The sequence below is a fragment of the Reichenbachiella agarivorans genome, assembly GCF_025502585.1.
Taxonomy (GTDB): domain Bacteria; phylum Bacteroidota; class Bacteroidia; order Cytophagales; family Cyclobacteriaceae; genus Reichenbachiella; species Reichenbachiella agarivorans.
Genome location: NZ_CP106679.1, coordinates 1,196,366 through 1,209,781, shown reverse-complemented (window position 1 = coordinate 1,209,781; position 13,416 = coordinate 1,196,366). Strand labels below are relative to the sequence as shown.

General features: G+C 41.7%; 10 protein-coding genes. 3 read left to right on the top strand and 7 right to left on the bottom strand.

What is annotated here, in order from left to right:
- Positions 1–52: 52 nt before the first annotated feature.
- Positions 53–2,686, bottom strand: a complete 2,634-nt coding sequence (locus tag N6H18_RS05110; protein WP_262310758.1) for an AsmA family protein — start codon at positions 2,684–2,686, stop codon at positions 53–55.
- Between the two features lie 103 nt (positions 2,687–2,789).
- Positions 2,790–3,227 carry a hypothetical protein gene (locus N6H18_RS05105; RefSeq protein ID WP_262310757.1) on the bottom strand — a complete coding sequence of 146 codons (438 nt, stop codon included), beginning with the start codon at positions 3,225–3,227 and terminating at the stop codon, positions 2,790–2,792.
- A 158-nt stretch (positions 3,228–3,385) separates the two neighbouring features.
- Between N6H18_RS05105 and carB the strand changes: the two genes are divergently transcribed.
- The 3 genes from carB (at position 3,386) to N6H18_RS05090 (ending at position 6,892) form a co-directional block, all read left to right on the top strand.
- Complete coding sequence (gene carB / locus N6H18_RS05100) at positions 3,386–6,199, top strand: carbamoyl-phosphate synthase large subunit (protein WP_262310756.1); 2,814 nt, start codon at positions 3,386–3,388, stop codon at positions 6,197–6,199.
- An 80-nt stretch (positions 6,200–6,279) separates the two neighbouring features.
- Positions 6,280–6,459 (top strand): DUF4834 family protein, encoded by a 180-nt coding sequence (locus tag N6H18_RS05095; RefSeq protein WP_262310755.1) that lies wholly within the window; start codon positions 6,280–6,282, stop codon positions 6,457–6,459.
- Positions 6,460–6,511: 52 nt separating this feature from the next.
- Complete coding sequence (locus N6H18_RS05090; RefSeq protein ID WP_262310754.1) at positions 6,512–6,892, top strand: hypothetical protein; 381 nt, start codon at positions 6,512–6,514, stop codon at positions 6,890–6,892.
- A 195-nt stretch (positions 6,893–7,087) separates the two neighbouring features.
- On the opposite strand, the gene msrB is transcribed toward N6H18_RS05090, so the two are convergent.
- From msrB to N6H18_RS05065, 5 genes are all read right to left on the bottom strand, one after another.
- Positions 7,088–7,564 (bottom strand): peptide-methionine (R)-S-oxide reductase MsrB, encoded by a 477-nt coding sequence (msrB, locus tag N6H18_RS05085; RefSeq protein ID WP_262310753.1) that lies wholly within the window; start codon positions 7,562–7,564, stop codon positions 7,088–7,090.
- Positions 7,565–7,792: 228 nt separating this feature from the next.
- A complete protein-coding gene (locus N6H18_RS05080; RefSeq protein WP_262310752.1) occupies positions 7,793–8,797 on the bottom strand; it encodes a hypothetical protein in 1,005 nt (334 codons plus the stop codon).
- A gap of 566 nt (positions 8,798–9,363) precedes the next feature.
- Positions 9,364–9,960 (bottom strand): precorrin-2 dehydrogenase/sirohydrochlorin ferrochelatase family protein, encoded by a 597-nt coding sequence (locus N6H18_RS05075; protein ID WP_262310751.1) that lies wholly within the window; start codon positions 9,958–9,960, stop codon positions 9,364–9,366.
- A 9-nt stretch (positions 9,961–9,969) separates the two neighbouring features.
- Positions 9,970–10,737, bottom strand: a complete 768-nt coding sequence (gene cobA, locus N6H18_RS05070) for a uroporphyrinogen-III C-methyltransferase (RefSeq protein ID WP_262310750.1) — start codon at positions 10,735–10,737, stop codon at positions 9,970–9,972.
- Between the two features lie 208 nt (positions 10,738–10,945).
- A complete protein-coding gene (locus N6H18_RS05065; protein ID WP_262310749.1) occupies positions 10,946–13,066 on the bottom strand; it encodes a nitrite reductase in 2,121 nt (706 codons plus the stop codon).
- Positions 13,067–13,416 lie beyond the last annotated feature (350 nt).

The following is a 13,416-nucleotide window of genomic DNA, read 5'->3' as shown; positions in this document are numbered from 1 at the left end:
GTTTAGACGAGTTGTCTGGCTTTGGTATTCCAGACAACTCGTCATTCAATCCTTAGAACATTTTTTTGAGTGATTTGACCGCTTTCTTCTTAGCGTCTTCTGCTGCTTTTTTGGCTGCTTCTTCGGCGGCTTTTTCTGCGGCTGCTTTCTGCTTGTCGATTTCCTCTTTTGCTTTTTGTTCGGCTATTTTCTTTTGTTTTTCGAGCTCGGCTTTGGCCTGTTCTTCAGCTGCTTTGATTTGCTTGTCTATTTCTGCTTTGGCTGCATCTTTGAGTGCGGCCTGAGGGGATTGTCCACCAGCAGATTCTGTACCTGCAATACTGACCTTGGGTTTTTCATAGGTACCGCCTACTTTTAGTTTGACGAGCATGGTTTCTCCTATTATATTTTTGCCTCCAGTGTATTGTGCCAGCATGGAGTTGACAGCCTCGCCAGCAGCTCCTGTCTTCACCAAGGTATTGATATTGTAATCCAGTGAACCGTCTATACCATTAGACCCATAGACAGTTGCTTTTTGACCTTGCATGGAGACATCAAAAGGATCGACATACAATCTACCTTCTTTGATTTCTACCTTTAGCTTGAGGTCCTTCATTGCGATTTCATCTCCGCTGAATTTGGACACAGCAGAAACGGCTTTCATCAGATTGTCTCCTTTGAGTGCAGCATCACCTATTTGGATGACGCCTTTGCCATTGAGATGTTCATAGATGGGCATCATGTCGCTGCCCATGTTGCCAGACACCGTGAGATCAGCAGAGAACTTGCCTGTAATGTTTTTAGCCACAGGCGCAAGTTTTTTCACCGTATTGAAGGTTTCGTAGGATTTTGGGATTGACAAATCTTTGATATTGAATCCGAAATCGAAATAGGGTTGCTCTTTGGCTGAGTTGTAGGTTCCATTCATTGTGAATTCACCATCGAGGAGGTTGAAGTCCACGTTGTTGAGTTTGGCGATCCCTTCTCTGACTGTGATCAGTCCATCGAGATCTTTGATTACCATACTGTCATACAGTATCGTGTTGATTTTGGATACTAAAACGAAATCCAAGTTTGTAGGGATTCTGATTACCTCTAGTGCGGCACTTGTGGTGTCTACGACTACTTCTTCTTCCTCTGTCATCCATTCATCCAGATCAAAGGTATTGGAGGTGAAGTTCAGATTGCCTTGCAAGACTGCATCTTCGCTCAGTGCATAGGCGATGAAATTGGATAGGTTACCATTCATCTGGATGTCACTTCTTCCCAATTTGGCATCAAACTCTTTCAAGGCAATGTTTCTGGGAGAGAACGTCATGGATGTTTTGTTGATGCTAAAGCCCTGTGGTAGGTCAGCACTGATCATTTCGAACCCTTTAAGTGCCAAGGAGCCCTCAGCAGGAATCTCATCGTAGCGTTCTTCATCCACCATTTTCATGTTGCCCGATGTGCTAAAATCCGCTGTGACTAGACCTTTGAGGTTCATACCGTCGATCGGTACTACCTTCAGGAGTTTTTCCAAATCCAAGCTGCCATTCATGGCAAAGTCCCACGTGTAGTTTTTGAGGTTGCTAAAGAAGAGCTTCGCGGTGACTGTCTCACCATCTAGGAGCATCGAGAAGACGGGCATAGCAAAAGTCATGTTGTCCATGTTTTCGCCAGGTACGTTGAGCTTTGTTTTGATGGTTAATTTTTCGATCGGAATGGGGTAGTCGGCATATTTCACTTTGCCGTTGTCTACATTGAGCGAGGCAGTGACATCTGGGAGTCGTTTGTCGTTGTAGATGCCTTTGGCAGTCCCTTCAAAAGTGATATTGCCACTGGTTTCTACTCCTGTCAAGTATTCCTGGTATACTCCTGGGATCAGCGACAAGATGCTTTTGATCGAAATATCTTGTCCCCCGAAAGTCAAATCCATATCGATGTCTTCTCCTGGCATGGCCACATAGCCATCCAGTCCAATGACGAAATCACTGATTGCAATTTTATTTTCCTTGAAGGTGTATTTAGCATTGGGTAAATCCATACTCAAGGTGATGTCAGCATCAAAAGATTTGCTACTGAGGTAATCCACACCTTCCATACTCATCGACCAAGCCATGATGTTGGTCGTGGTGGTCAGGTCAAAGATGTCTTGGGTGAAATCCCCGCTACCACTGTGGTTGAGACCCAAGAGTGTCGTGGTGATCTGCATCGATTGATCGATGTAAACGATGTTAGCGTCTTTGATTTCCCATTTCTTGATAGCGATGTTAAAGGCAGTCGCTGCGGTGGTGTCTTCCGCCACAGTATCCACCTCGTCGTTGGCGATAGCAATGTCGTAGTTGGCTGTGCCGTCAGGCAGCACGAGTACGGTGATTTCGGGTTGGTCGAGTAGGATCGAATTGATTTGAATTTTTTCTCCCTTGATGACAGACATCACATCGATCTCAAAGGCAAATGCTGCCACACTGAGTAGTGTGTCTTTTTCGAATGGAGCCTTACCTACGATCCCAAAGTTGTCAATACCCAATGTGAAGTTGGGGAAGTTTTTGATCAACGAGAGTGAGAATCCGTCTTCGTCGTAGTAGACCTTGGCGTTGATGTTTTCGGCGATGGCGTCATCGACCGCTTGCTTGATGTCATCCTTAAAAATAATCGGAATCAGCACGAGTAGTGCGATAATAATAGCAAAGAGAGATCCTAAAATGATCAGTAGCTTTTTCATCTGATTGAAGTGAGTTGTTAATTGTTGATCTAAATTTAAAATTTAAGCCTGACTAATCATGGCAAAATCAGAGAAGAATAGAAAATGGTGAGATAGATAGTTTCTATACTTTGGTCAAGAAGAGATATACATCCTCCACCAATTGCAATTTCATTTTGTCTTCACCATAGTCCACGATTAGGTAGGGCATCCCGAATTCGTCTCCGTCATTTTTTACATTGAGGGTATCTCCTAGGACTTCCCAGTTGAGCGTGTGGATCAGCGTGTCTTTGCCAAAGATGCAGTTGTCATACCCAAAAGCAGAGATGGTGATTTTACCATTGCCTTTGATTTCCATTTTTCCATTCATGGTCAAATTGATGCTTGGATCCAGAGGCGTGTTTTTGTCTGGGTAAGTGACCCACTGTACATTCCAGTTGCCGACCACCTTTTTGTTTTCATTCTGATTTTCAGTTGACTTTTTGGTCTCACAGGCCCATGCAGCGACTATGAGTAGCATCAATGATAATTTGACTAGGGTATGATTTGAGACAGTTTTCATTGGTTTCGAAGTTTTGATAGCTAAATGTAGGCTGTAAGGTAATCCAGAGTTTACTCGAAAAAAACCTTATCCTATCTGGATAATCCTTTTTATTACGCCCATTAGAGTCTAAATTTGCAGAATTTTATACGCCTCAAAAGAACAAAAGTCATTTCAAAATGCCAAAGGACAATAGCATCAAATCAGTATTAATAATTGGAAGTGGACCCATCGTGATAGGCCAGGCATGTGAATTCGATTATGCGGGATCACAAGCTGCTAGATCGCTCAGAGAAGAAGGGATCGAGGTTACCTTGATCAACTCTAACCCGGCAACTATCATGACTGACAAAGTCACTGCCGATAATGTGTACCTCAAGCCATTGACCAAAGCATCGATCAGAGAGATCCTCGAAAAGCATAAAATCGATGCGGTACTGCCCACTATGGGTGGCCAGACAGCACTCAACCTAGCGATGGACTGTGACAAAGCAGGAATCTGGAAAAAGCACAATGTCCGTGTGATTGGATCCAATTTTGACGCCATCGAGACTACCGAAGACAGAGAGAAGTTTAGAATGAAAATGGAGGAGATAGGTGTAGGAGTCTGTAAGGGACGTACCGCTACTTCATTTTTGGAAGGAAAAGAAATAGCACAAGAAATAGGTTTTCCATTGATCATCAGATCGTCTTACACCCTCGGTGGAGCTGGTGGAGGTTTTGTGGAAAAACCAGAAGATTTTGACAGAGCACTCAATGACGGTCTGCACGCATCTCCAATCCATGAGGTATTGATCGAGCAAAGTATCATGGGATGGAAAGAATACGAGTTGGAGATCATGAGAGACAGCATTGGCAATTTTATTGTCATCTGCTCGATCGAAAACTTCGATCCAATGGGTGTACACACAGGTGATTCTATCACTGTGGCACCAGCGATGACCCTACCAGATACGGTGTATCAGAAGATGCGTAACCACGCAATCAAAATGATCAGCTCCATCGGAGAGTTTGCTGGTGGATGTAACGTACAGTTCTCTGTCAGCCCTGAGAATGATGACATCATCGCGATTGAGATCAACCCTCGGGTATCAAGATCGTCTGCTTTGGCATCTAAGGCCACAGGTTATCCGATTGCTAAAATTGCAGCAAAATTGGCCATTGGCTACAATTTGGATGAGTTGCAGAATCAAATCACCAAAAACACTTCTGCCTTCTTCGAACCTTCTATTGATTATGTGATTGTGAAGGTGCCAAGATGGAACTTTGACAAGTTCAAAGGAGCGGATAGACACCTGGGTCTGCAGATGAAATCTGTAGGCGAGGCAATGGGTATCGGCAGAAACTTCCAAGAGGCACTACAAAAGGCGTGTCAGTCTTTGGAGATCAAACGAAATGGATTGGGCGCAGATGGCCGTGAATTAAAATCTCATGACGAACTGTTGTACAGTTTGAAAAACCCTAGCTGGAACAGATTGTTCCACATCTATGATGCGTTCAAACTAGGGATTCCTTACAAGACGATCAGAAACTTAACCAAGATTGATCCTTGGTTCTTGTACCAAATAGAAGAATTGATCGCCCTAGAAAAGGAGATCGAAAAATATACATTAGCGACCATTCCTAAGGACCTGTTAGTGACTGCCAAAAAGAAAGGTTACGCGGACAGACAGCTAGGTCATCTGATGAGTTGTTTAGAAAGCGAGGTATTCGCCAAGAGGGAGGAATTGGGCATAAGACGTACTTACAAACTGGTAGACACCTGTGCTGCCGAGTTTGATGCTGCTACGCCTTATTATTACTCTACATTCGAGGATGAAAACGAATCGATTCCTTCGGATAAGAAGAAAATCATTGTGTTGGGCTCAGGACCCAATAGGATCGGACAGGGTATCGAGTTTGACTACTCTTGTGTACATGGCATCCTAGCTGCCAAAGAGTGCGGTTATGAAACGATCATGATCAACTGTAACCCAGAGACTGTATCTACAGACTTTGATATTGCTGACAAGCTCTACTTTGAGCCAGTTTTCTGGGAACATATCTATGAAATCATCCAATTAGAGAAGCCAGAGGGGGTAATCGTACAGCTGGGTGGACAGACTGCCTTGAAACTGGCAGAGAAGTTGTCTAAGTATGGCATCAAAATCATAGGCACAAGCTTCGAAGCGTTAGATTTGGCAGAAGACAGAGGTTCATTCTCTACCTTGCTACAAGAAAACAACATTCCCTACCCAGAGTTTGGCGTGATCGAAAACGCTGACGAAGCATTGGAACTCGCTAAAACCATTGGTTTCCCTATGTTGGTAAGACCGTCTTATGTACTAGGAGGTCAGGGAATGAAAATCGTGATCAATGAAGAAGAGCTGGAAGAGCACGTGGTGGAAATCTTCAGAACCATCCCAGGCAACAGAGTGCTATTGGATCACTTCCTCGAAAATGCACAAGAAGCTGAGGCAGATGCAATCTGTGATGGCGAGGATGTGTACATCATCGGTATCATGCAGCATATAGAGCCGGCAGGGATTCATTCAGGTGATTCATTTGCGGTCTTGCCTCCATACAACTTGGGAGATCTCGTGATCAGAAAGATCGAAGAATACACCAAGAAAATTGCTTTGGCTCTCAATACGGTCGGTTTGATCAACATCCAGTTTGCCATCAAAGATGATCAAGTGTATATCATCGAGGCGAATCCTAGAGCGTCGAGAACTGTACCTTTCATTTGCAAAGCTTATGATGAGCCTTATGTGAACTATGCTACCAAAGTGATGTTGGGAGAGAAGAAAGTGAAGGATTTTACTTTCAATCCTAAAAAACACGGCTATGCGATCAAGGAACCCGTTTTCTCGTTCAACAAATTCCCGAATGTCAACAAGGAGTTGGGACCAGAGATGAAATCTACAGGGGAAGCAATTTATTTCATTGACGACTTGATGGATGATTACTTCCTAAAATTGTACAGTGAACGAAACCTTTATTTGAGTCGATAAGTACATATAGGTCTATGTTGAAGTTTATAGTTATCTTTTTTGTCTTCTTTTGGCTTGTATTCAAGTTGGGAGGATTTTTCATGAGGGTGTTTCTTGGCAAAGTTGCCAATCAGAGCAGACAACAATCGTCACAGCAATACCAGCAAAGACAGCCTGCAGATGGGAACGTCCATATTGATTACGTCCCTAAGAAGGGTAAAGAGAAGGAGGAAAAATACTTCAAGGGTGGCGATTATGTAGATTACGAAGAGGTAAAATAAAAATATGAACAAAGTGAAACGAGGATGAACAGTCCTCGTTTTTTGTTTAGATATGAACAGACCCGAAAAGGAGATTCTTACGCTCCGACCTATCATTCCCCAAGCCAGCACATATGCCAGCGGTGCGGTGGAGACTTTTCAAAATGCAACTTTGCGACCGATCATCAAGCTACAGCATGACCTGATCATCATTTTGGTCATCAAGGAAAAGACCTTCGAATTGGCCGTAGTGAATAGCCGTACACAAAATGAATACCAGTACCAGATCGGAATTTGGTTACAAAAAAGACCTAAAACCAAGAATCAACTCATTGGTTTGGTGTTGGGCATGATGACTCAAGAAGAAATGCTCATCTATCATCAGCATTATACAGAATTCAACAAGCGCATCATACAGATGATCGTGCAACGGCTGACTGATACGCTATTTTAAGAGCGAAGATCACCGTAGTTTGTTAAATGGTTATCATGGTCTGTGATTCCTAGGTTCTAGGAGGTTTGTAATGAGACCGATGTCTTCGCTCTCAGCGAGGACATCGGTTGTTAGGTCAGGTAGGTCTGTGAGCGACAAACCTTGGTGATTGGAAAAATTTATTTTGCGTAAAGCGGTCTGCTAATGGCTTCCATCTCACTTTTCTTTCATAAAATCCAAAGACACAGAATTGATGCAGTAACGCAGACCGGTCGGGGGAGGGCCATCGTTGAAGACATGACCTAAATGCCCTCCACAACGTGCGCAGGTAATTTCGATACGGGTCATGCCATGCGAGTAATCGGGAGTTTCGACCACACTGCTATCAGTAGCATATTGAAAATAACTGGGCCAACCACAGTGTGAATCAAATTTGGTGTCTGATTCGAACAATGGATTTCCACAAGCAGCACAGACATAAAGGCCTACTTCTTTGTGATCATTGTATTTGCCAGTCCAGGGGCGCTCCGTTCCTTTTTCTCTTAGGATAGAATATTCCAACTCGCTGAGTTCGCTTTTCCATTGCTCGTCAGTTTTGTTGATGGCATAGCTAGTCTTTTTTTGTTTGGAATCCTGTCCTTGAGAACTACAGGCCGTGATGATCAGGATGAAAAGGATGCTTAGATACTTCATGCTTTTGGGTTTTATTGCTTTGTGACTCCTTTAACGTGAGATGGGTTTGGAATAGTTCCAGCATCTTGGTTTGTTTGAGGGTAGGTAAGAAAAATATCTGAGGCAGTTGATACTATTGAAAAAGCCAACATATACTAGGTTAGCTTTTTCAATAATATCCAAAGAACAAATGAAATAGATCTAACTATTCTTAAGGTATAGAAAAAATAGAGATACAATTTCCATTAATCAATTAAGAATTTTTTCAAATAAGATTACTGCTTCCTCAAACATTTCTCCTTTACTTGGATTGAAGTGACCTATAACTTCGAACTGATTTGAATTAATTGATTTGAATTTATAGACACTGTTTGCATCTCTACCAAGCTCATTTATATCAGAATCCCAGATAAGGTATTTTTCTTCTGATTTTTTATTGCGATATACCCTCCAAAAATAATTATTTGAATCACAACCTGCTGCAAAATCAAGTGTCACCTTTTTTCCTGAAAAGAAGGTCATTTTAAATTCTTTATTACAGCCGTCAATTTGATCCATCAAACTTTTATATTCTGGCTTTTCTCCCTTATTGGAAGAATTGGTTTGATATTTCACATCAGCCATAACCCACTTTCCTAGAAGCATTTTTTCAACATCATAGTTGAAATTTGACATCATGTATTTGTTCTCGTATTTAGTTAACCACTTTGAGAAATTTTTAATCATTTCTGGATCAAGCCCTTCAGTTTTACTTAGGGATTCCCATGAGTCACTAAAATTCCCTAACCATGCATAGCCTACTGCAAGATTATAATTGATTTGTTCTTCTGTAAGATCATTCATATCCAAAGATCCTGGACTACTATTAGCTTTGACTAATGAGTTTTTCCAAATGGAAACAATTGCCTGAAGTTCTGTGGTTTGTTCTTCTGTAAGTTGAGTTTCTAAATCCTTACCAAACAAATCCTTAAATCTACCAAATGCATCGTCCAATTCTGGATAACTAGACTTCTTGCCCTTTGGTATAAAAATCTCTGTTTGAAAGTAACCTGTCTTTGGCCAAAAGTCTTCCTTTAAACTAGATTGTATTGCATTAGTTACAATACCCTTACATGTTGTTTTAATATCTTTATCAGTGGTAACAGTGGCTAATGCGTCTTCGCTATAAATTCCCTTGGATGTTTCAAAAACCTGATCTTCTTCGAGAATATTTGTATTCTTAAAGAAGGCTGTTTTTCCTTGGTTAAATACCAATATTCCAACTCTTTTTTTATAGGTTACTTGATACCATCTGTAAGTTGTTTTCTTTCCATCAAGATCCTTTTCTTCCTTTAAAACTTTCTTTTCTTTAACTAGAAGGTCAGAAGATGTTAATTGAATAATTAAATCTGCTTCTTCCTTATTTGCAATCCTAGTGATATTTGGTATTGAAATTCTATCTATGAAAATAGAAGTAGAATCTGCCCCTCTAAAATCAATTGCGAATGTTTTAATATAGCTAGGTAAATATAGCTAGGTAATGGTTTTTCAGGGAAAATCTGATAGGTGATTTTTACTGTTTTACTTTTTAACTCCTGCGCTGGAGCCATGTTATTTAAAAAACCTAAGAAGAGTGTAATGGGTAATATCCTGAGTAACAAATTTTTCATTGTAATTTCTTTAATTGGTTCAATTTGTAATCTAACTCATTATATCATCAAAATCCAACATAGAATTTTTTGAAAATTCCTTACTGGACGGGAGGAATAAGTGTGGTAGTAAATTAGTCCGACCAAGACGCAATTGTGCCAGACGACTTTCTAAGAATTTAGAATGATGTCCTATCCTTTACCATTTTTCCAGCTCTTGGTGATTTCATTGAGTTTGTTCACCTTGTAGTCAAAGTCTCCCTTGAGCTTGTCGCGGATTTCGGTCATGTTTTGGAGGACTTCGTCGATGGTGTCTGGGATCACGTCGGTGAGTAACTCACGCATGCGTTTGGCCACCGTAGGTGATTTTCCGTTGGTGGAGATGGCGATTTTTAAGTCACCTTTCTTCACGACAGAGCCTAGATAAAAATCACAGAGGGAAGGCTTGTCTGCTACATTAACTAGAATGTTTTTTTGACGGCAGATCAATTGGATGCTGCTGCTGGCATCTGGATCATTGATGCCTACGATGACTAGGTTGATGCCCTCCAGGTCACTTTCTTCAAATGCTTTTTCGAGTAGGGTGATGTTGGGGTATTCCATTGCCAAATCGATTACTTCTTGCCCCATTTCTTTGGCTACTAGTTTGATCTTGGTTTTCGGACTGTTGTTGATCACGACGGAGAGCTTTTCCCAACCCACGTATCCACCTCCTACGATCAGCAGATTCATTTCTTCGAGTTTGAAGAATACGGGAAAAAGGTTGTTGCCTGTGTCTGTAGTACTCATAAGGGATTGTTAACGCTGAGACAAATCTAGGGTTTCCATTTCTTTCTTGAGCTTGGCCTCACCGAGATGCACTGTCTGTCCGATGACAATGATGGCGGGAGACTGCAGGTCATTGTCCAATACGAGCTGAGCCAGTGTGTCTACTTTTCCAATCACGATTTTTTTGTCAGGTCTGGATCCATTTTGTATGACGGCAGCTGGCGTGTCTTTTTTGCCATGCTTGATGAAAACATCCAAAATCGCAGGCAGTTTTTTCATTCCCATCAATATCACTACCGTAGCGGTTGATTGTGTGGCTAGCTCTAGGTCTGCGGCTAGGCTACCGTCACTTTTGACAGCAGTCAGCACCCAAAAGCTTTCATTGTATCCCCGACGTGTCAGTGGGATTTGGTTCAAGGCAGGCACAGAGATCGCACTGGTAATCCCAGGGATTAATTCCACTTCCAAGCCATGTGCCTCAGCATATTCTAGCTCCTCATGGCCTCTGCCGAAGACATAGGGATCACCTCCTTTGAGCCTCACCACATGGCCGTGTGCTTTGGCTTCAGAGACAATGGCTTCATTGATCTGATCCTGCTGGTAGACGTGAAATCCAGCACGTTTGCCAACAAAAGTTTTGATCGCCGATTCCTTGCAATATGCTAGTAACTCTTCGTTGGCAAGGGCATCATATAGCACGACATCTGCATCTTTGAGGGCTCTGATTCCTTTGAGTGTGATGAGCTCTGGATCACCGGGTCCTGCACCTACGAGTGTCAATTTGGCTTTTCTAGGCATTTTTTCTAGTTATTGGTTTGGCTGGTTGAATAGGAAGACACTTTATTTAAGATTTATCATTTTACATTTTTGATTGAGTCCTGTTAATCTTAAATAATAAATGTAAAATATTGAATTCAAAATTGATCAACTTTAAAACAAAACACCCTTCTGAATTTTCCTCATGGAGGACAATGCAGAAGGGTGAATCAATTTTATAACAAACGGATTAAACCGCTTCGGCTTCTTTGACCTGTACTTCTTTGACTTTGGCTAAGAATGCATCTGCTTCTGCGATGAACTGCTCTGCCCATGCAGGGGTAGGTTCATTTTGATTGATTCTCAATACGAATTCTTCAAAAGATGATCCTACTACACTAGAGAACTCAGAGCCAAATTCTTCGTCAAAGCTTTTCATGATGCCAGCCTGTGTATTGACGACTACACCTTTGTCTACCAATAACGCTTTTGCTCCGTTGATGAAGACATTGTAAGCATGGTAGATTGAATCAGCGATGCTGCCAAGATCGTAAGCTTGTTTTGCCCAAACTGATTTCTCTTCTGCTTCGTACATCAAGGTAGCGAACAAGTCGATGATCACACCAGCACATTCTCCAACCTCAGTCTCTACTGCAAACTGTTCTTCTTTGCCCCAGTCGATGTAATCTGACGCTACGACATTTTCTGTATCAGCGAGGAATTTCAACAATTGGTAGAAGTAGTCTTTGCCTTGTCTCTGAAAGTATGCAGCATAGTATTCACCTTCGTTGGCATTGTCATCATAGTCGTTGAACAACACTCTCAACACATCTGGTGCCTTCTTACTTGGTACTTTGATGACTTTCTCGGCGATGAAGCCATTGCCGTCTGAGTCGATTCCACCACCTAGCAATACTTGCACAGCAGGTAATACCTTTTTGGTTGCTTTGTTTCTCAATGATGAACCATGGAAGCCAATAGAAGCTATCCCATGGTGACCACATGAGTTAGGACATCCACTGATTTTGATTTTGATGTCATTGTTTTTGATCAAATCAGGATATTCTGTCTCGATTACTTTTTCTAGCTCCAAGGCAACTCTGGTAGAGTTAGAAATACCCAAATTACATGTGTCAGTACCTGCACATGCGATGATGTCTGCTGTACTGTCAAAACCTGGATTGGCCAAGTTAAGATCGTCTAGCTCGGTAAACAGTGATTTCAAGCTGTCCTCACGAACATATCTCAATATATATCCTTGGTTGACCGTCACACGAATGTCATCCGCTGCGTATTTCGCAACTATGTCACCAAATGCGTGTGCTTTAGGTGATTTGATGTCACCATTAGGCACTTTGACTTCTACATAGTAGTAGCCATCTTGTTTCTGCGGGTGCACGTTGGTTTCTTTCCACAATTGGAATTTCTCAGGATTGATTAGTGCTTTATCAGAAAATGCCATCGACGCTGGAAGTACTGGGCTTTCCATCGCGTTGGTGTCTATTTTGTAGCTTTTTGTGCTCAGGGCTTTCCATTCTTCTTGGATCAATCTCATCACTTCGTCGATCCCAATGGCCGCCAACAAAAACTTGAATCGAGCCTTTACTCTACTCTTTCTCTCACCATATCTGTCAAATACTCGGAGCATGGCTTCTGTAAAAGGAATGATTTGATCTTCCTCTAAGAAGTCGTAAGCTTTGACCGCTGGAGAAGGTTGTGCGCCTAATCCGCCACCAATCATGACTTTGAAGCCGCGCACATCTTTGCCGTCTACTTTCTTGATTTTTGGGATGAAACCAATGTCATGGATGAATGAAATCCCTGTATCTTTTTCGCTAGATGAGAAGGAAATTTTGAATTTTCTACCCATTGCTTGGCAAATAGGATTTCTCAAAAAGTATTTGAAAGTAGCGTGAGCATAAGGAGACACGTCAAATGGCTCGTTGGGATCGATACCTGCGATCGGTGAGGCTGTTACGTTTCTGACAGTGTTGCCACATGCCTCTCTCAAGGTAATATCATCCTGCTCTAGTTTGGCCCACAACTCAGGGGTACGATCCAAGCTCACATAGTGAATCTGGATATCTTGTCTAGTCGTAGCATGTAGATTGCCTCCACCGTACTCGGTAGAGATGTCTGCAATTCTTCGGAGTTGCTGCACCGACATTTTACCGAAAGGTATCTTGATTCTGACCATTTGGTTGCCTGGCTGACGCTGACCATATACACCTCGTGCTAGTCTGAGGCTTCTAAATTTGTCTGGATCAATATCTCCTCCTCTGAATTTTTCGATTTTTGCAGCGAGATCGATGATGTCTTGCTCGACAACTGGATTGTCAAGATTCTCGAGTTCTGTTCTGAAACTTTGCATATTCTGCTCTGGTTTTGATCTAAAAAAAGCCTCTCCTATGGTGTTGGAGAGGCTTCTAATGCTTTATCGTTAATTGTAAACTTCTAATTAATAAATCACTTAAAGTATATCTCCTATGTTGTGGTTTTCTCCACAGCAACAACATGACTGACAACAGTCCATCATTTCTAAGATATCTAATGTGTTAATTTTCATTGCTTTGTCGTCTGGACTATGACTAACGAGTTTGTCATAATCGGGGTTCAAATATAACTAGCTTTTTTATTAAAAGATCGTCTCTTTGTGAAAAACAGAGGTGTTTCTCTGTAATTTTATCAGAATTGCAATATTTTGTTAATTTTTTAAAAATC

Bases quoted from the DNA above. Each gene is read 5' to 3' on its own strand.
- N6H18_RS05110 (WP_262310758.1), bottom strand. From the start codon at position 2,686: ATGAAAAAGCTACTGATCATTTTAGGATCTCTCTTTGCTATTATTATC.
- N6H18_RS05105 (WP_262310757.1), bottom strand. From the start codon at position 3,227: ATGAAAACTGTCTCAAATCATACCCTAGTCAAATTATCATTGATGCTA.
- carB (WP_262310756.1), top strand. From the start codon at position 3,386: ATGCCAAAGGACAATAGCATCAAATCAGTATTAATAATTGGAAGTGGA.
- N6H18_RS05095 (WP_262310755.1), top strand. From the start codon at position 6,280: ATGAGGGTGTTTCTTGGCAAAGTTGCCAATCAGAGCAGACAACAATCG.
- N6H18_RS05090 (WP_262310754.1), top strand. From the start codon at position 6,512: ATGAACAGACCCGAAAAGGAGATTCTTACGCTCCGACCTATCATTCCC.
- msrB (WP_262310753.1), bottom strand. From the start codon at position 7,564: ATGAAGTATCTAAGCATCCTTTTCATCCTGATCATCACGGCCTGTAGT.
- N6H18_RS05075 (WP_262310751.1), bottom strand. From the start codon at position 9,960: ATGAGTACTACAGACACAGGCAACAACCTTTTTCCCGTATTCTTCAAA.
- cobA (WP_262310750.1), bottom strand. From the start codon at position 10,737: ATGCCTAGAAAAGCCAAATTGACACTCGTAGGTGCAGGACCCGGTGAT.
- N6H18_RS05065 (WP_262310749.1), bottom strand. From the start codon at position 13,066: ATGCAAAGTTTCAGAACAGAACTCGAGAATCTTGACAATCCAGTTGTC.